The following is a 14,913-nucleotide window of genomic DNA, read 5'->3' as shown; positions in this document are numbered from 1 at the left end:
AGGCTGATTCGACGATGTATCCACCGTGCGGTGGTTTTAGTGGTGCGTTCGAACGTCAAAGACATCGTTGACCGGCCGCCGCGGGGTTTCGGCCTGGACCGCGCCCTCGTCGTCAAGTGAGGTGCCGACCCTTATCAACACCTGTGGGAGACCGTGCTGACCCGTGAGTTCGCGCACGATTTCTCGGCTCGGGGCGAGTTCGGTCATGTGCGTCAGGGTGCACGTCGCGAGCCCGGCGACGGTGCACTCGAGCAGCAATGCCGACAACGCTTCTCCGCAGCGCAGCACATCGAGCCGGGCATCCTCATGATGGGTGGAGAGCACCACAATCTTGGACTGGTCGGGAATGCCGTGGAGTGACGCACCCGTCGGCCCGGCGGGAAAGTCGCGGGCGACTTCGACCAGGGCGGCCTGGGCTGCGGACACCAGTGCGCTCTGCGGCACACCTTCGCCTGTGACGAAAGGCGATGTCCACCACTGCAGCTCGGCTTCGTAGGAGGGATCGTTTTGCCTGATTTCCTGGGTGAGCCGAGAAGCTTGTGCCAGCTTCGGGCGTGCTTCGTCCAACACCACATCACACATCACGTGAAACGGGATGATTGCCTGGCGCAGCGAGACTTCGATGCGTGTCCAGTCGCCGGGTTGGCCGAATGGTCGTCGGTCGGTGTGGCGCCGGGGGATGGCTTCGGCGAGTCGCACCGCTGCGGCGGTAGGCCCGGGTGGTGCGGGACGGAAGGTGATGCTCGCCAGATGAGACGGTTTGTCGCGGTCGGGAAATCGCGTAACGGTGGTGTCCCACCCCGCAGCCGCGATCGCGACGACGAAGTGGTCCAGGGCGGCGCCGCAGCTGAGCGTGATCTCACGGCCCTGCGGGTCGGCGGCGGACATCAGCCGGCTGGTGTCGGCGAACAGATGAACGCTGGGGCCGTCGGTGACCCATCGCCATGGCTGGCTGTTGTGCACTGAGGGCGCACGGCAGGCCGACTCCACCGCGTCACGGATAACGGCGAGGTCCGGTGTCGGGGTCGTCATGGTCACCACCTACTCGTTGGTGGATTCGACGCTAACGTCGTTCCCCGGCTTTCACAGGGGCCATTGGTCCCCAAGCCATGAGTCAGGTGTTCACCCGAGTTCGGCGAGCACCGCTTCGACCGCTCCGGGGACCGCGGCGGCGACCGCCGATGTGAGCGTGACGCCGTGACCGGCGTCGTCGATGTCGACGGTAAGCACTACCAATTTCCCGGGTATCCGGCCGAGGGCCTTGCCCAATTCGTAGGTCTGCGCCAGCCCAATTGCGTGCGAGCTCACGACGGACGGTTCGGTGTCATCGCCTGGCGCCCAGCGCCGAATCGTGCCCGGCTTTGATCCCGGGCCCATGGCTGCGTCTACCGCGACCACTAGCGACATGTCGCTCCATGCCTCCAGAATCGATGTCGGCTCGCCGGTGACCGTCGCCACTGCAACACCCTCGAGGCGGCGTTGCGCGATCGCAGCGGCGACCGCGAGCCCAACCCCGTCGTCGCGCCGGAACTCGTTGCCGACGCCGATGACGAGTGCCCTGCTGCTCATTTACGGTCGATGGTCAGCGTCAAGAAGTGAGCCGAACACGAGATGCACGGATCGTGATTGCGGATCGCCTTCTCGCACAGCGACGTCAACGCCGCGTCGTCCAATGTCAGATTCGCTGCCACGAGTTCTGCCATTTCGTGCTCGATGGCGGCCTGGTTCTGCGCGGTCGGCGGCACGATCGCTGCCGACCGCACGAGGCCGTCCTCGTCGATTTCATAGCGGTGGTACAACAGCCCGCGCGGCGCCTCGCTGACACCGTGGCCGATGCCTGCGCGGGCCGCAACGTCGACGAACGGCCTCGCGGGGCGTTCGTATTCGGCGATGATGCGCAGCGACTCCTCGATGGCGTATACGACCTCGACGGTGCGAACGAGAATGCTGCGGAAGGGATTCCGGCACACCGCAGAAAGCCCTGCTGCTGTAGCAGCTTGACGGGCGATGGGTGACAGCGCCGCTGAGTTCAGCGAATACCGGGCAAGCGGACCGGTCAGATAGCGCGCGCCGTCCAGCGTTGCGTGCAGTGCGGTGGAGTGTTTGACCTGCGTCTCGACCACGTGATCGCTGAAATCGGCTACAGCAAACGGGGTTCCATCGCTGCGCGCGATCGTGCCGTTCTCGATGGGATAGGAGTCGGTGTCGACCAACGAAAGCAGCTCGTGGTCGAACTCGACGTCAGGGAAGTCGAACCCGGCCACCAACTGCAGCACCTCGAGTGCCTGGTCGAGCGAGCGGTGCAGCATCTCGGCAAGCGGATCGAGGTCGTGCTTGTCGGGCACGGAGTAGAAGCCGCCCAGTCGCACGTTGACGGGGTGGATGGCGCGCCCACCAATTTGTTCCATCAACCGGTTACCGGTCTTCTTCATCGCAAGACCGCGTTCGATCAGGTCGGGCCTGTCCTTGGCGAGGCTGATGCCGTCGGGGTATCCGAGAAAGTCGGGTATATGCAACAAAAAGATGTGTAAGGCGTGGCTGTGGATCCACTCACCGCAGTACAGTAACCGGCGCAGCGCCGTGAGTTCGGGAGGAACGGTTACCCCGCAGGCATTTTCGATCGCGTTCGAGGCACTGATCTGATACGCAACCGGGCAGATGCCGCAGACACGCGCGGTGATGTCCGGAGGTTCGGTGTACGAGCGGCCGCGCAGAAATGCCTCAAAGAACCGCGGTGGTTCGTAGATGTTGAGTTCGACGCTTTCCAGTTCACCTTCGACCAATGAGACGTGAAGTGCGCCTTCACCTTCGACGCGGGTCAGGGCGCCGACTGAGATGGTGCGTACTTCTCTGCTCACAGGTCGTTCCGCTCCGCGGTGAATTCGGCGACGTTGAACGTCGAAAACACCCGGTCTACCGCATCATCCGACATGCCGTCGCGGTTCAGGACCGGGATCAGGGCGGCGGTGTTGGGTGTCGCCGCGGGGCCGAAGCAGCCATAACACCCGCGGTGATACGACGGGCACAGTGCGCCGCAACCAGCGTGCGTCACCGGGCCTAGACAGGGAATGCCTTCGGCGACGACCACACACGTCACCCCGCGCAGCTTGCATTCGGTACACACCGTCTTGGCGGGCAGTCGCGGTTTGCGTCCGGTCAACAGCGCGGCCAGGGTGCCGAGCAGTTGGCCGCGGTCTATCGGACAGCCCTGCAGTTGGTAGTCGACAGTCACGTGTGCAGCGGCGGGGGTGGACGTCGACAAGGTGTCGATGTACTGGGGGTTGGCATAGACGACAGAGGCGAACTCTTCGACATCGGCGAAATTCCGAAGGGCCTGAATTCCGCCTGCCGTAGCGCAGGCGCCGATGGTCACCAGAATGGCGGACTGCTCACGAATCTCGAGGATTCTGCGCCTGTCGGCGGCGGTGGTGATGGACCCTTCGACCAGGGAGACATCGTAGGGCCCGCCGACGATTGTGCTGGATGCCTCGAGGAAGGTCGAAATCTGTACTTGTTCGGCGAGGGTGAGCAGTTCGTCCTCGCAGTCGAGCAGGGTCAACTGACAGCCGTCGCACGAGGCGAACTTCCATACGGCCAATGTCGGTGTGGTCATCTACAGCTCCTTGACCGCGAGCAGGGGTTGCGCGGCGTCATACCCGACAACGGGGCCGTCCCGGCACAACAGCAGCGGACCGAGCTGGCAGTGCCCGCACCAACCAATCCCACATTGCATGTTCCGTTCCAGTGAAACCCGGATGTCGCTGGCGGCCAACCCTTTTTGAATGAGTGTGTCGGCACTGTTGCGCATCATCGGCTCGGGTCCGCATAGGAACGCGGTGGTGCTGTCGGGCCGCAGTTGCAGCTTGCGCAGCGGTTCGGTGACGAAACCCACCTCCCCGGGCCAGCCCTGCACTGGAACATCAACCGTGAGGTGCACATCGATCAGCGAGCTTGTCGTCCAATCGTGCAGTTCGTCGGCGAACAGAAAGTCGTCTCGCGACCGCGCGCCGGCGATCAGCGTCACCCTGCCGTACGAGTCCCGGTCGGCCAGAGCGCCGAGCACAACGGGCCGAAGGGGAGCAAGTCCGACGCCGCCGGCGACGATGACAAGGTCACGGCCCGCGGCCTGCGCCAGCTCCCAGTTGGTGCCGAATGGGCCACGCATCCCGATCACAGCGCCGGGTTTGGCATCGTGCAGTGCACGGCTTATCGCGCCGACAGAGCGGATCGTGTGCGTGATGATGGGCTCGGAGGTGGATGGAACGCCGCTGACCGAGATGGCGACCTCGCCGATACCAAAGGCATACATCATCATGAATTCACCTGGCAGAGGGGCGGTTAGCGCGTCGAGTACCGGTTCGAGCCGCAACGTCGACGAATCGTGATTCTCGGCCACGCGGCTGCAGACGCGGTATGGCACCGGTGTCATGGCCGTTGGCGCGGACGTCTGCCACTGCGCAGGATCAGTCATCGTCGCGCTCCGCCAGCAGTGACAAGACGTTCATCTCTTCGGTGATGTCAATTCCCGTGGGACACCATGCGATACAGCGCCCGCAGCCCACACAACCAGAGGTGCCGAATTGATCGTGCCACGTGCCGAGCTTGTGGGTGAGCCAATGTCGGTAACGCGACGGCCCGGATTGGCGCACGCTGCCCTCGTGCACGAAGGTGAAATCGAATTCAAAGCATGACGCCCAACTCATCCACCGCTCTGCATGGTCACCCGTGAGGTCGGTGACGTCCTCCACGCTGGTGCAGAAGCAGGTGGGACATGCCATCGTGCAGTTGCCACAAGTCAGACACCGGTCGGCCACCTCATCCCAACGCGGCGACTCCCGTGAGTCGATCAAGAGTTGCCGAAGGTCGTCACCCGGCATCTCGCGACCCATGTGGTTGGCCGCCTCGGTGACTTCGGCCCGTGCGGAGTCGATTTCGGCGGTGTCCGCATCGCGATGCGGAAGCGCCGCAAGCACATCGGCACCGTCCTCGCTTCCGACGTCGACAACGTAGATGCAGTCGTCACCGCTGATGCGCTCGGTCAGCGCGAGATCGTAGCCCGGCCCGACCGCGGGTCCGGTATGCATGGACGCGCAAAAGCACAGGCCGCCGGGCTCGGTGCAATTGACTGCGACGACGAACGTGCCTGCCAACCTGCTCACGAATCCCCGATCGGGGTGAGCACCCTTGCCGAGGACGCCGTCGAGCACCGCGATCGCTGCGAGATCGCACGCCCGAACCCCGATGAACGCGTCTGGACGTACCCGCTGCGGCGCTACCCCGTCGGAGGACCAAAGCCGCTGACGTGGAGGATGGAGGAACTGCTTCCAGGACTGCGGACCAGCCGAATGGCCGAACAGTGCGCTGTCGCCGCGTCGGCGCAACCGGTAGCGTCCCGGCCCGACCTCGACTCCCCACCCCTTCGGCAGCTCGTCGGCGGACGCCAGTTCTTCGAGCACGATCGCGTTATCCGACCGCGTGGGACCGACCACGCGGTATCCGCGGTCGATCAGTGCGGACACGAGTGCGGCCAACCCAGCGGCGTCGATCACCGCGCTGCTCATGGCCCAATCGTGCTCCCGGACCGGCGGCGATACACGGTCCTTACGGCTCATTGATCAGGGCCAAAGGTCCTCGCTGTGTTAGGGCCGGCCAGAGGGGCCGTTGGTGCTCGATTTATGGGACTTCAGACCATGGCCGCCCGGAGTGCGCATGGCTAACGTCCCCGGCATGTCCACAGAATCTCAACCGATCTCCATCCTCTCGGAGACCGAATCCTGGAATCTACTGTCCAGCGTTGCGCTCGGCCGGCTGGTCACAAGTGTCGACGGCGAACCGGCGATCTTCCCGGTCAACTTCGTCGTCCAGCACCGCACGGTGCTGTTTCGCACGGCCGAAGGCACCAAGCTGGTCAGCGCCGCGATCAACCATCACGTGCTGTTCGAGGCCGACGATCACGGTGTCACCGAAGGCTGGAGCGTGATCCTCAGCGGCCAAGCGCGCATATTGCACACCGACGACGAAATAGGCGAGGCCGACCGGGCGCAACTACTCCCATGGACGGCAACGGTGAAGCAGCACTATGTGCTCATCCGTCCGCTTCGCATCACTGGCCGCCGATTCGTGTTTGGCTCAGAACCTGACCGCGAGTTCACCGTCGCGTAGGGCTACGGCCGACCGGCCGGAACCCGGTACAGCGCAGCGCCCGCCGTGATTCCGGCGCCTGCTGCGATCAGCAGTACGAGGTCACCGCTGCACATGCGGTCTGCGACCTGCTTGAACGCAGCCGCCAGCGATGCCGTATGGATATTTTTGTCGGACATGATGATTCGGTCCTCGGCCACGTCGAGAGATGTCGCTAGTTGAGTCCGATACCGGGGCCTGTTAGGCGCGGCGATGATCATGTCGACGTCATCGAGCCGCAGTCCGGCTTCGCGTAAGCACTCGTCGACGGCCCGGCAGGCGGCCTCTGCGAATCTGGTGTCGACTGTTTGCGATTCGACGAACCGAAGCACATTGCGGCCATCCACGAGACCGACTGTGGCATTGGAGCTTTCCCCTTCGTCGTAATTGCTTGCCCAGTGAACTCTTTGTAGGCCATAGTCGTCATCGGTCCACTCGCACAGCAGCGCCGCTCCCGCAGGCGAGAACGGAAAGCGCTCGCTCATCCCGTGTCCGGGATCGGCGTCGCTGGCCAGAACAAGGGCGCAGTCGACGGCGCGCGACTTGAGGAACCCGTCGACGATCTGCAGGGCTGTCAGCGTTCCGCAGGTTCCGTTGGAAACATCGAATGAAAAGGTGCCGTGCGTTTGTGGATGGGGGTTTTCGGGATGGGCGCCGATGTCCTTCTGGATCAACGCCGCAAGCGCAGGCTCTCCCAGATTGCGGTCGCGGTAGATGCCTGCGTTCACGATCAGGTCGACGTCGTTGGGCTGTTTGCCGGCGTCGTGCAAACAGTCACTGGCCGCCCTTACCGCGACGCGCAGCGCACTGTGCCGATCGCGCCATCCGCCATGGCTGAGCGAGACCTGATCAATCAACGTGCCCATAGCGGTTCACCAATTCCTCGTCCAGGGTCAGTAGTACGACGCCGATCTCCAGTCCCGACGCCAACGCGATCAATGCCACCGTTTCACCCGGCCGAATGTGTCCGGCCTCAAGCTCTTCGACGAGAGCCACGGTGTGCGTCGTCGATGCGGTGTTTCCGTAGCGGTCAACGGTGATCACCGCATCGTGGCGCGGGGTGTCGCCGAAGGAGGCGGCCATCTTTGCCATGCCCTTGCGTATCGCGCGCGCCGAGGTTTGGTGGGTGATCACGTGGTCGATGTCGTGGATCGTAATGCCCACTGCGTCAAGCACTTCGTGCAGCAACACAGGGGTATTCGACATCGCGGCCTTCTGGATCCCGCGCGCGTCGGTGAACATCCGTGCGGCGGGCTCGTGACCCTTGGGGTACGCCAGGCACAGCCGGCTGTAATCGGCGACGGTCGTGAACCCGGCCAAGGTGATGCCGGCGGAACCCGGTTCGGCCCGTTCGAGAAGCAGCGCTGCGCCTGCGTCGCCTAGGGTCAACGAGGCGAGCTCTTTGCTCATGATGTTGCGGATATGACGCGCGGCATTCTGGCCCAGCTGAGAGATGTATTCGCCGCTGACCACCAGGACCCGCTTTGCCGTGCCCTGCCGAATCCAGTTGTTGGCCACCGTGACACCGGTCAGCATGCCGGCGCAGGCGTTGGACACGTCAAATGTCATCGCGTTCGTGGCGCCGATCGCCTTGGCCACGAAGCTGGCCATCGAAGGCTCCAGCCATTGCGTCAGGCCGCCACGGAATTTCGTTATGCTGCAACTGATTACGGCATCGACAGATTCGGCTGTGCGGTCGCCTCTCTGTAGGCAGTCGAGAGCTGCGGAGGTGGCCAAGCTGTAGGAGTCCTCGTCGCCGACCGAGACACGGCGCTCCCGGATACCCGTCAACCGTTCCAGGTCGATGTGGGTGCGGTGGCGCGTCGTCGCCATCAAGGCGGAGGTGGCCAGATGTGTGGCAGGTAGATGCCTTCCCGCGCCGGCCAATCGCGTGCGAAATGGCGTAGTCGCTTCGCCTGCCGAGGGATCCATCACCAGCCACTGCGTACGCATGCCCCATATTCCGACGATGACGCGGAGGTATTAAAGAGCGCTTTGGGCCTCAGCGGCCGGGACCTTGGACCCTTAGCTCTCCCGCGTGGCGGCCCTACGGTCGCTGTATGGGCAATCCACGCGGCTGGGTAGGCGGATTGATGGCTGCGGCAGGCGCAATAGCGGTTTATCGAGGCGCCTTGCGGCCGTGGATGTACCGGTGGGGTGCCACCGATGAAGAGGTCGCCGCCAAGCTTCCAGGCGACGAGCTGATCGCGCCGAATTGCGCTATCACCACGCGAGCCGTCACCATCGATGCGCCCGTCACCGATGTGTGGCCGTGGCTTGCGCAGATCGGTGAATGCCGCGGCGGCTTCTACAGCTACTCCTGGTTGGAGCGAGCCGCCGGGGCCCATATTCGCAACGCTGACACCGTTCATGCCGAGTTACAGGACCTCCACACCGGTGACAGCATCTGGCTGGCCCGGCGTTACGGCGACGTGGCGCGACAGGTGGTGGCGGCGGTCGAGCCGAACTCACATCTATTGCTGATGTCGCCGGACGATTTCGAGCGGGTGCAAAGCGGGTTCAAGGCCAGCGGAGGCTGGGGCTTCTACCTGCGTGAACAAGATGGATGGACACGGCTGCTGGTGCGCGGCAGCGGTGGCGCCGTCGGCCACACGGCGTTCGACGTCGCGCATTTCGTGATGGAGCGCAAGATGATGCACGGCATCCGTCACCGCGCCGAACAGCTGAGCCGCGACGAGCTGAACGCATTTGTACGGTGTCAGTATCGCGACGTCAGGCAGATCAGCGACATCGCCGAATTGGCGCGGAATTCTTCGCCTACTGGTTAGCCCGGTGCGACACTGGTGCGGTGACCAATCCGGTCGAACCGGGGGCTGAGAGCAACATGCCCCCGCTCCGCGAAACGCTGTCCCAATTGCGGCTTCGCGAGTTATTGGTCGAGGTTCAGGATCGGGTCGAACAGATCGTCGAGGGCCGCGACCGGCTCGACGGCCTGCTCGACGCGATGCTCGTCGTTACTTCAGGGCTCGAACTCGACGAAACGCTACGCACTATCGTCCACACCGCCATTCAGCTGGTAGACGCCCGCTATGGCGCACTCGGCGTCCGTGGTCATGAACATGAACTCGTCGAGTTCATCTACGAGGGCATCGACGAACAAATGCGCGAGCAGATCGGTCACCTGCCCGAAGGCCGTGGCGTCCTCGGCGTCTTGATCGACGACCCCAAGCCCATTCGACTGGACAACATTTCCCACCACGCCGCATCGGTGGGCTTTCCGCCCAACCACCCGCCGATGCGAACCTTCCTCGGCGTGCCTGTGCGGATTCGCGATGAGGTGTTCGGCAACCTGTACCTCACCGAGAAGGCGAACGGCCAGCCGTTCAGCGAGGATGACGAGGTTTTGGTGTACGCCCTCGCCGCGGCGGCCGGCATCGCAATCGACAATGCGCGACTGTACGAGGCGTCGAAGCGGCGACAGGCTTGGATCGAGGCCACCCGGGACATCGGCACCGAGTTGCTGTCGGGCACCGATCCGGCCAGGGTGTTCCGGCTGGTTGCCGACGAATCGCGGGTCCTCAGTGGAGCCGAGCAGACGTTCGTCGCCGTACCCGAGGATCCCGAGCTTTCTACGAATGAGGTCGATGAGCTCATCGTGACCGCCGTCGCCGGTGACGGGTCGGCGGCCGAGCTGCGGGCGATTCCGGTCGAAGGAACCCTTGTCGGCGAAGCGTACGTTCAGCGCGCTCCTGGTCGTTTCGACAGATTCGAGCTGGACGCGGGGGAGACTACGGTCAGCGGTCCCGCGCTCGTCTTGCCCCTGCGCGCGACCGATACGGTCGCCGGTGTTCTCGTCGCGGTCCGCCCGAAAGGTGCCCGCCCCTTCACCGGCGAAGAACTCGACATGATGGCCGCCTTCGCAGACCAGGCCGCCCTGGCTTGGCAGCTGGCCAGTACACAACGTCAGATGCGGGAGCTGAGCATCCTGACGGACCGCGACCGTATCGCACGCGACCTTCACGACCACGTGATACAACGCCTATTCGCGGTCGGGCTCGCACTGCAGGGAACGATTCCGCGGGCGCGTTTGCCCGAAGTCAAGGATCGCCTCAACGCCTGCGTGGACGACCTCCAGGAAGTCATCCAGGAGATCCGGACCGCAATCTTCGATCTGCACGGCGCCTCTTCGGGAATGACCCGGCTGCGTCAGCGCGTGGATGACGCGATCGCGCAGTTCGCCAATCCGGAAGTCCGCACCACAACGCAGTTCGTCGGGCCCCTTTCGGTGGTCAGCCCCACGCTGGCCGATCAGGCCGAAGCGGTGGTTCGCGAGGCAGTCAGCAATGCCATCCGGCACGGCAAGGCGACCACGCTTTCGGTAAGCGTCACCGCAGCAGATGACCTTCTGATCGAAGTCGTTGACAACGGCGTCGGCATCTCGGGTGCGGTCACGCGCAGTGGACTGGCCAATCTGGAGAAGCGGGCCCTCGACGCCGGGGGCGCGTTTGCGATCGACAGCGAGCCCGGCGGCGGGACCACGCTGCGGTGGTCTGCACCGCTGCAGGCGTAGGCCATACGAACTCCGCGGCGACGACCAAAGTCCCTAACCGGACTGGTGCGGGTGTCGATAGCGTTTAGCCATGTCAGGCGGTCTATCCGGAGAACGCAAGCCGATCGTCGTTGGTATCGACGGCTCGTCTGCATCGCTCAACGCCGCGAGATGGGCTGTTGCGGAAGCGGTTACGCGTGACGTTCCGCTTAGGCTCGTGCATGTCGTGCGAGATCACCACAAACACACCGGAACGACGGCGTGCGAGGCCGACCCCCTGTTGCTCACCGCGACGGATGCGGTCGAGGCGGCGGGACATCCTGTCTGCCTTCAGGTGAGGCGGACAGTGGGGGACCCTGCTGAAGTCCTGATCGCCGAGTCCTGCCACGCCGCTATGGTCTGCATCGGTGAGCCGACACCGAACCCGATGAGCGGAAAGTTGTTCGGGTCCGTCGCGGTCGCGCTGTTCGAACATGCGCGCTGCCCGGTGGCGGTCATCCGCAGCGATTCAGCGGGGCTGATTCGCGACGGCGGCGTAGTCTCGGTCGTTCTCGACGACGAACCCGACAACGACGCGGTGGTTCATTTGGCGATGCAGGAAGGTCGGCTACGCAAAGCGACTGTGCGACAGATAGATCGACGGGTCGACAGTTGGATCCGCCGCTATCCCGACGTGCACGTCGAAGTCGTTGCTTCGGGTACCGGACGACGGTACGGACGCACTTGTGATGAACCGGGTGCGACTCAGCTGGCCGTTGTCGGCGATTCGGAGGCCGATCAGTTGGGCACGCTCGCCGTTCCGAACTGCCATCCCATCCTTGACTATCCCGATTGTTCGGTGTTGATGGTTCGCAACTAACGGCGGCGCCGCCACGCCACCAACCCGACGGCAACCGCTGCGACCACGAGTGCGGCGATCACCGGAGCCGTCACTTTCGGCTCGGTCGCGACTCGCCCCATGGAGTGCGTCGTCTCGACGACCCGCTCCCTGGTTTCGGCGGCCTTGTCCTTGGCGCGCTGCTTGACGTCCAACTTGTCCGACAGGGCTCCGACCGTCTGGCCCAACTCTTTTCGCGTGCGTTCGATGTCGGCCTGGATGTCGTCGACCTCGGCGTCTGGGCCAGGTTCGGGGCGGGGGGGATCAGGTAGTGCCATGGCGCGCGTCCTTGATCTCTGCGATATCGGCCTTCACGGTTTGCACGGTTCTCGGCGCCGCCGGAGTGGCCTCCTTCGCCTGGCTTCGTCCGCCGACCGCGGCGAGCGCCGCCGCGATGAACAACACCGCGGCTACGATGAGCGCGGCCGCCCACACCGGTAGTGCCAGCGACAGCGCAGCCACTGCCGCCGCGATGACGGTGGCCGCACCAAAGAATGCGAGCAGTCCGGCGACACTGAACAATCCGGCGCCGATGCCCGCATGTTTAGCGGACTGTTGGAACTCCTTCTCCGCAAGTCTGAACTCGTCACGGATCAGGCGTGACACCTGCGATGAGAACTGGCTCATCAGCTCGCCGATCGAAAGATCGGTAGCCTGCTTCGACTCGACACTCATGACATATAGATGCCCCGGCCTGCTCAGCCGAAACCCGGTGACAGGTGTGCTTCGCCGGCGCAACGTTTGGATAACTCGTAGGCTGCGTCTGCCTGCAGCACGTGACGTGCGGGCACAACGCGTGAGGTCGATGCAGCTCAAAGTCATTTTTCGGCGGCGTGCGCCTCGTGGGCCGCCACGGCCGGCCAACGTCACCATTTGGAAACAGTGTGGTGCGGCGTGACCCGTGGGGCAGTAGTGACTGCTGATAATTAACGCGGTCGTCCTGGCGACTTCGGTACGGCATGCGGCCGTGCCGCGTGAATTGCGGAATGTCTGAGCGCAAATGAAGGGTTCGACGTCGATGAGGGTCTTTGATCGATTCAACATCACGGTAGTTGCTGCCGGCGCTGGCTTGTGCGCTGTCGCCATGGCGGTGAGCCCGCACGTTGCGGCTGCGCCACTGGTCACCGGTGGCGAGGACTACGCATGCGTCCAGTCGTCGGCGGGGGAGATCCCCGGTGGGGCTCCGGCTGCCGTTGGCGCCGCGGGCGCGTGCGCTCCGGCTAGCGCTCCAGTAGCCGACATGGCAGGCGTTCCGATGGCCTTGCCAGGACCGGTGCCCGCCGCCCCGCCGGTGCCGGTGGCTCCGCCCGTACCGCTGGCTCCGCCGGTCCCGATCGCTCCGCCGGTGCCAATAGTGCCCGTGCCCGCCGCGCCAGTGGCGGCGGCGCCTCCCATCGGCGCCCCGCTCACTCAGATGGGCGGCGCAGGCGGCGGCAAGGGAGAGGTGACCGGTCCGCCGCCACCGGGAGCGCCTGTGTCCGGTGAGCCAATCTGGCCGGGTCCGACGAGCTGATGGCGCGCCGAGCCCCGTCGGCTTCGAATCTGCCTGTGTTGCAGGCTCTTCCGCGCTAAGAGGTGGTGCGCCGCGCGAATCAACAAGCGGCACTGCGGTAATCTGCTGCCCTTAGCGCGACGTGGCCGAACCGTGATGAATCCTTGATCGAATTGCGAAGGCGCACTTATAGATCGAAGTCACCGCGACACCTACGATCAAATTGACACCGTTGTAATTTCAAAGGAATCGGAAGCCATGCGTGGGGTTGTTCTGTGTGTAGTCGCAGCGATCGGGCTCAACGCGATTGCGGCTTCAGGCCCGACCGGCGTCAGCATGACGGCAGCGGATGTCTCCTATAAGGCCGGCGCGGCTGTGCATCAGGCCTACGAGCCCGCCATCGCATCTGTGCTGCCGAGGCAGGGCCAGGTCGTGGGTGTGGCGCACCCCGTGGTGGTGACATTCAGCGAGCCCGTCTCCGACAGGCATGCGGCCGAGCGTGCGATCGACATCAAGTCGGTGCCCGCGATGACGGGCAAGTTCCAATGGCTCAACAACGATGTCGTGCAATGGGTTCCGGACCGACGCTGGCCGGCGCACAGCGCGGTGGCGCTTTCAGCGGGCGGCTTCAAGACGGAATTCGCAACCGGGCCTGCGGTCGTCGGGGTTGCGAACATCTCCGATCACACATTCAAGGTGACCATCGATGGTGTCGACGCGGGGCCCCCGTCGTCATTGCCGTCGCCCCATCACCGACCCCATTGGGGGGAGCCGGGGGTCTTTCCGGCCTCGATGGGTCGGCCCGAGTATCCGACGCCTGTCGGCACCTACACCGTGCTGGCGAAAGAACGCGACGTTGTGATGGATTCGAGCAGTGTCGGCATCCCAGTCGACGCCCCCGACGGATACCTGCTCGACGTCGATTACGCCGTCCGGATCACCGACCGCGGCCTTTTCGTCCATTCGGCTCCATGGGCCGTCAACTCACTGGGCTATGAGAACGTCAGCCACGGATGCATCAGCCTGAGCCCAGAGGACGCGGAGTGGTACTTCAACACGGTCAACGTGGGCGACCCGGTGATCGTCCAGGAGAACAGTATTGAAGTTCCGCGAGCCGTCTCGGGCTAACTGTCCTGCCGGTTGGCGACGAGTTCCGTAGCGACTTGCAGCAGCGGCACATTCGAGTCCTGTGACAGCTTGCGCAACACCTCGAACGCCTGCACGGAGTCCACGCCGTACCGCTCCATGATCATGCCCTTGGCCTGGCCGATGGTGTCTCGGCTCGCGAGCGCGCGCTTGAACTGCTCGTCGCGCCGTGCCGCGTTCCAGGCGACCGAGGAATGCGCGGCGAAGATCAATCCCATGTCCCTCGATACCTGGCCGAACACGTTGGGCTCTTCGGAGTAGATGTTCAGTGCGCCCATGGTTTCGCCGGCGATGAACATCTGGAAGGCCATGACCGAGCGAATAGGCGTCTGCTCCAACGCATCTCGGCGGTACATCGGGAACCGCTCGTCGGTCTCCAGGTCCGCCACGTGGATCGTCTTTTCTTCCCACGCCGCGGTCAGGCACGGGCCTTCGCGGTGACGTTGCTGGATCTCGTCGAGCAAGATCGGCCACTTGTGCGTCGCCGCGGGGGTGTCGATGTGCTTGGCGTTGCGGGTGACCGTGACGCCCGCGTATTGGGCACCAGGGATCTCGATGGCGGCGTGTTCGGCCAACTCTGCGATCACGGTGTCGGAATCCGCGTCCGACCGGCTGTACAGCTGCTGTACGAGTTCCGCTATCCGGAGGTGGGTGGCCTCCACTCCGGCGGAATCGCTCGCGGTCATCATCCGATCATCTTGCATGACT

At 64.2% G+C, this 14,913-nt stretch carries 17 protein-coding genes; 6 read left to right on the top strand and 11 right to left on the bottom strand.

What is annotated here, in order from left to right; genetic code table 11:
• Positions 1-36: 36 nt before the first annotated feature.
• From GGC64_RS02275 to GGC64_RS02250, 6 genes are all read right to left on the bottom strand, one after another.
• Positions 37-1,032 (bottom strand): NAD(P)H nitroreductase, encoded by a 996-nt coding sequence (locus GGC64_RS02275; RefSeq protein WP_192720829.1) that lies wholly within the window; start codon positions 1,030-1,032, stop codon positions 37-39.
• Positions 1,033-1,122: 90 nt separating this feature from the next.
• Positions 1,123-1,569, bottom strand: coding sequence for a hydrogenase maturation protease (locus GGC64_RS02270; RefSeq protein ID WP_192720828.1), 447 nt, complete (start codon positions 1,567-1,569; stop codon positions 1,123-1,125).
• A complete protein-coding gene (locus GGC64_RS02265; RefSeq protein ID WP_192720827.1) occupies positions 1,566-2,858 on the bottom strand; it encodes a Ni/Fe hydrogenase subunit alpha in 1,293 nt (430 codons plus the stop codon). Before GGC64_RS02265 ends, GGC64_RS02270 begins: the two co-directional genes overlap by 4 nt.
• Positions 2,855-3,613, bottom strand: coding sequence for an oxidoreductase (locus GGC64_RS02260; protein ID WP_192720826.1), 759 nt, complete (start codon positions 3,611-3,613; stop codon positions 2,855-2,857). The genes GGC64_RS02265 and GGC64_RS02260 overlap by 4 nt, the downstream gene beginning before the upstream one ends.
• Positions 3,614-4,471: an FAD/NAD(P)-binding protein gene (locus GGC64_RS02255; protein WP_192720825.1), complete on the bottom strand. Its 858-nt coding sequence runs from the start codon at positions 4,469-4,471 to the stop codon at positions 3,614-3,616. It abuts the gene before it with no gap.
• The gene (locus GGC64_RS02250) at positions 4,464-5,561 is read right to left on the bottom strand and encodes a 4Fe-4S dicluster domain-containing protein (protein ID WP_192720824.1); all 1,098 of its coding nucleotides are present in this window, start codon (positions 5,559-5,561) and stop codon (positions 4,464-4,466) included. Before GGC64_RS02250 ends, GGC64_RS02255 begins: the two co-directional genes overlap by 8 nt.
• A gap of 166 nt (positions 5,562-5,727) precedes the next feature.
• On the opposite strand from GGC64_RS02250, the gene GGC64_RS02245 reads away from it, so the two are divergent.
• Positions 5,728-6,162: a pyridoxamine 5'-phosphate oxidase family protein gene (locus GGC64_RS02245; protein ID WP_192720823.1), complete on the top strand. Its 435-nt coding sequence runs from the start codon at positions 5,728-5,730 to the stop codon at positions 6,160-6,162.
• Positions 6,163-6,164: 2 nt separating this feature from the next.
• On the opposite strand, the gene GGC64_RS02240 is transcribed toward GGC64_RS02245, so the two are convergent.
• Positions 6,165-7,046, bottom strand: coding sequence for a 3-oxoacyl-[acyl-carrier-protein] synthase III C-terminal domain-containing protein (locus tag GGC64_RS02240; RefSeq protein WP_192720822.1), 882 nt, complete (start codon positions 7,044-7,046; stop codon positions 6,165-6,167).
• A complete protein-coding gene (locus GGC64_RS02235; protein WP_192720821.1) occupies positions 7,030-8,133 on the bottom strand; it encodes a 3-oxoacyl-ACP synthase III family protein in 1,104 nt (367 codons plus the stop codon). Before GGC64_RS02235 ends, GGC64_RS02240 begins: the two co-directional genes overlap by 17 nt.
• Positions 8,134-8,240: 107 nt before the next feature.
• On the opposite strand from GGC64_RS02235, the gene GGC64_RS02230 reads away from it, so the two are divergent.
• The 3 genes from GGC64_RS02230 to GGC64_RS02220 all read left to right on the top strand — a co-directional run bounded on the left by GGC64_RS02230 (position 8,241) and on the right by GGC64_RS02220 (position 11,549).
• Entirely contained in the window at positions 8,241-8,969 is a 729-nt protein-coding gene (locus tag GGC64_RS02230) for a hypothetical protein (RefSeq protein WP_225951141.1), read from the top strand.
• Positions 8,970-9,025: 56 nt separating this feature from the next.
• Positions 9,026-10,711: a GAF domain-containing sensor histidine kinase gene (locus GGC64_RS02225; RefSeq protein ID WP_192722365.1), complete on the top strand. Its 1,686-nt coding sequence runs from the start codon at positions 9,026-9,028 to the stop codon at positions 10,709-10,711.
• Between the two features lie 70 nt (positions 10,712-10,781).
• Positions 10,782-11,549 (top strand): universal stress protein, encoded by a 768-nt coding sequence (locus GGC64_RS02220; protein ID WP_192720820.1) that lies wholly within the window; start codon positions 10,782-10,784, stop codon positions 11,547-11,549.
• On the opposite strand, the gene GGC64_RS02215 is transcribed toward GGC64_RS02220, so the two are convergent.
• On the bottom strand, positions 11,546-11,845 hold the full coding sequence (locus tag GGC64_RS02215; protein ID WP_192720819.1) for a DUF3618 domain-containing protein: 300 nt from the start codon (positions 11,843-11,845) through the stop codon (positions 11,546-11,548). The two genes, GGC64_RS02220 and GGC64_RS02215, sit on opposite strands and share 4 nt — an antisense overlap.
• On the bottom strand, positions 11,832-12,242 hold the full coding sequence (locus GGC64_RS02210; protein ID WP_192720818.1) for a phage holin family protein: 411 nt from the start codon (positions 12,240-12,242) through the stop codon (positions 11,832-11,834). The genes GGC64_RS02215 and GGC64_RS02210 overlap by 14 nt, the downstream gene beginning before the upstream one ends.
• A gap of 343 nt (positions 12,243-12,585) precedes the next feature.
• Between GGC64_RS02210 and GGC64_RS02205 the strand changes: the two genes are divergently transcribed.
• On the top strand, positions 12,586-13,080 hold the full coding sequence (locus GGC64_RS02205) for a hypothetical protein (RefSeq protein WP_192720817.1): 495 nt from the start codon (positions 12,586-12,588) through the stop codon (positions 13,078-13,080).
• Positions 13,081-13,317: 237 nt separating this feature from the next.
• A complete protein-coding gene (locus GGC64_RS02200; protein ID WP_192720816.1) occupies positions 13,318-14,187 on the top strand; it encodes a L,D-transpeptidase in 870 nt (289 codons plus the stop codon).
• Here the strand turns inward: GGC64_RS02200 and GGC64_RS02195 are convergent.
• Positions 14,184-14,891, bottom strand: a complete 708-nt coding sequence (locus tag GGC64_RS02195) for a GAF and ANTAR domain-containing protein (RefSeq protein WP_192722364.1) — start codon at positions 14,889-14,891, stop codon at positions 14,184-14,186. The two genes, GGC64_RS02200 and GGC64_RS02195, sit on opposite strands and share 4 nt — an antisense overlap.
• Positions 14,892-14,913: the final 22 nt, after the last annotated feature.

Source organism: Mycobacterium sp. OAS707 (genome assembly GCF_014873705.1).
GTDB lineage: Bacteria > Actinomycetota > Actinomycetes > Mycobacteriales > Mycobacteriaceae > Mycobacterium.
This window is presented reverse-complemented; position numbering and strand designations above follow the sequence as displayed.

What these genes read in the sequence shown, in the direction of transcription:
- GGC64_RS02200 (WP_192720816.1), top strand. Translation starts at nt 13,318, where the DNA reads ATGCGTGGGGTTGTTCTGTGTGTAGTCGCAGCGATCGGGCTCAACGCG.
- GGC64_RS02235 (WP_192720821.1), bottom strand. Translation starts at nt 8,133, where the DNA reads ATGCGTACGCAGTGGCTGGTGATGGATCCCTCGGCAGGCGAAGCGACT.
- GGC64_RS02225 (WP_192722365.1), top strand. Translation starts at nt 9,026, where the DNA reads ATGCCCCCGCTCCGCGAAACGCTGTCCCAATTGCGGCTTCGCGAGTTA.
- GGC64_RS02240 (WP_192720822.1), bottom strand. Translation starts at nt 7,046, where the DNA reads ATGGGCACGTTGATTGATCAGGTCTCGCTCAGCCATGGCGGATGGCGC.
- GGC64_RS02210 (WP_192720818.1), bottom strand. Translation starts at nt 12,242, where the DNA reads ATGAGTGTCGAGTCGAAGCAGGCTACCGATCTTTCGATCGGCGAGCTG.
- GGC64_RS02205 (WP_192720817.1), top strand. Translation starts at nt 12,586, where the DNA reads ATGAGGGTCTTTGATCGATTCAACATCACGGTAGTTGCTGCCGGCGCT.
- GGC64_RS02260 (WP_192720826.1), bottom strand. Translation starts at nt 3,613, where the DNA reads ATGACCACACCGACATTGGCCGTATGGAAGTTCGCCTCGTGCGACGGC.
- GGC64_RS02195 (WP_192722364.1), bottom strand. Translation starts at nt 14,891, where the DNA reads ATGACCGCGAGCGATTCCGCCGGAGTGGAGGCCACCCACCTCCGGATA.
- GGC64_RS02220 (WP_192720820.1), top strand. Translation starts at nt 10,782, where the DNA reads ATGTCAGGCGGTCTATCCGGAGAACGCAAGCCGATCGTCGTTGGTATC.
- GGC64_RS02250 (WP_192720824.1), bottom strand. Translation starts at nt 5,561, where the DNA reads ATGAGCAGCGCGGTGATCGACGCCGCTGGGTTGGCCGCACTCGTGTCC.
- GGC64_RS02215 (WP_192720819.1), bottom strand. Translation starts at nt 11,845, where the DNA reads ATGGCACTACCTGATCCCCCCCGCCCCGAACCTGGCCCAGACGCCGAG.
- GGC64_RS02270 (WP_192720828.1), bottom strand. Translation starts at nt 1,569, where the DNA reads ATGAGCAGCAGGGCACTCGTCATCGGCGTCGGCAACGAGTTCCGGCGC.
- GGC64_RS02230 (WP_225951141.1), top strand. Translation starts at nt 8,241, where the DNA reads ATGGGCAATCCACGCGGCTGGGTAGGCGGATTGATGGCTGCGGCAGGC.
- GGC64_RS02245 (WP_192720823.1), top strand. Translation starts at nt 5,728, where the DNA reads ATGTCCACAGAATCTCAACCGATCTCCATCCTCTCGGAGACCGAATCC.
- GGC64_RS02255 (WP_192720825.1), bottom strand. Translation starts at nt 4,471, where the DNA reads ATGACTGATCCTGCGCAGTGGCAGACGTCCGCGCCAACGGCCATGACA.
- GGC64_RS02275 (WP_192720829.1), bottom strand. Translation starts at nt 1,032, where the DNA reads ATGACGACCCCGACACCGGACCTCGCCGTTATCCGTGACGCGGTGGAG.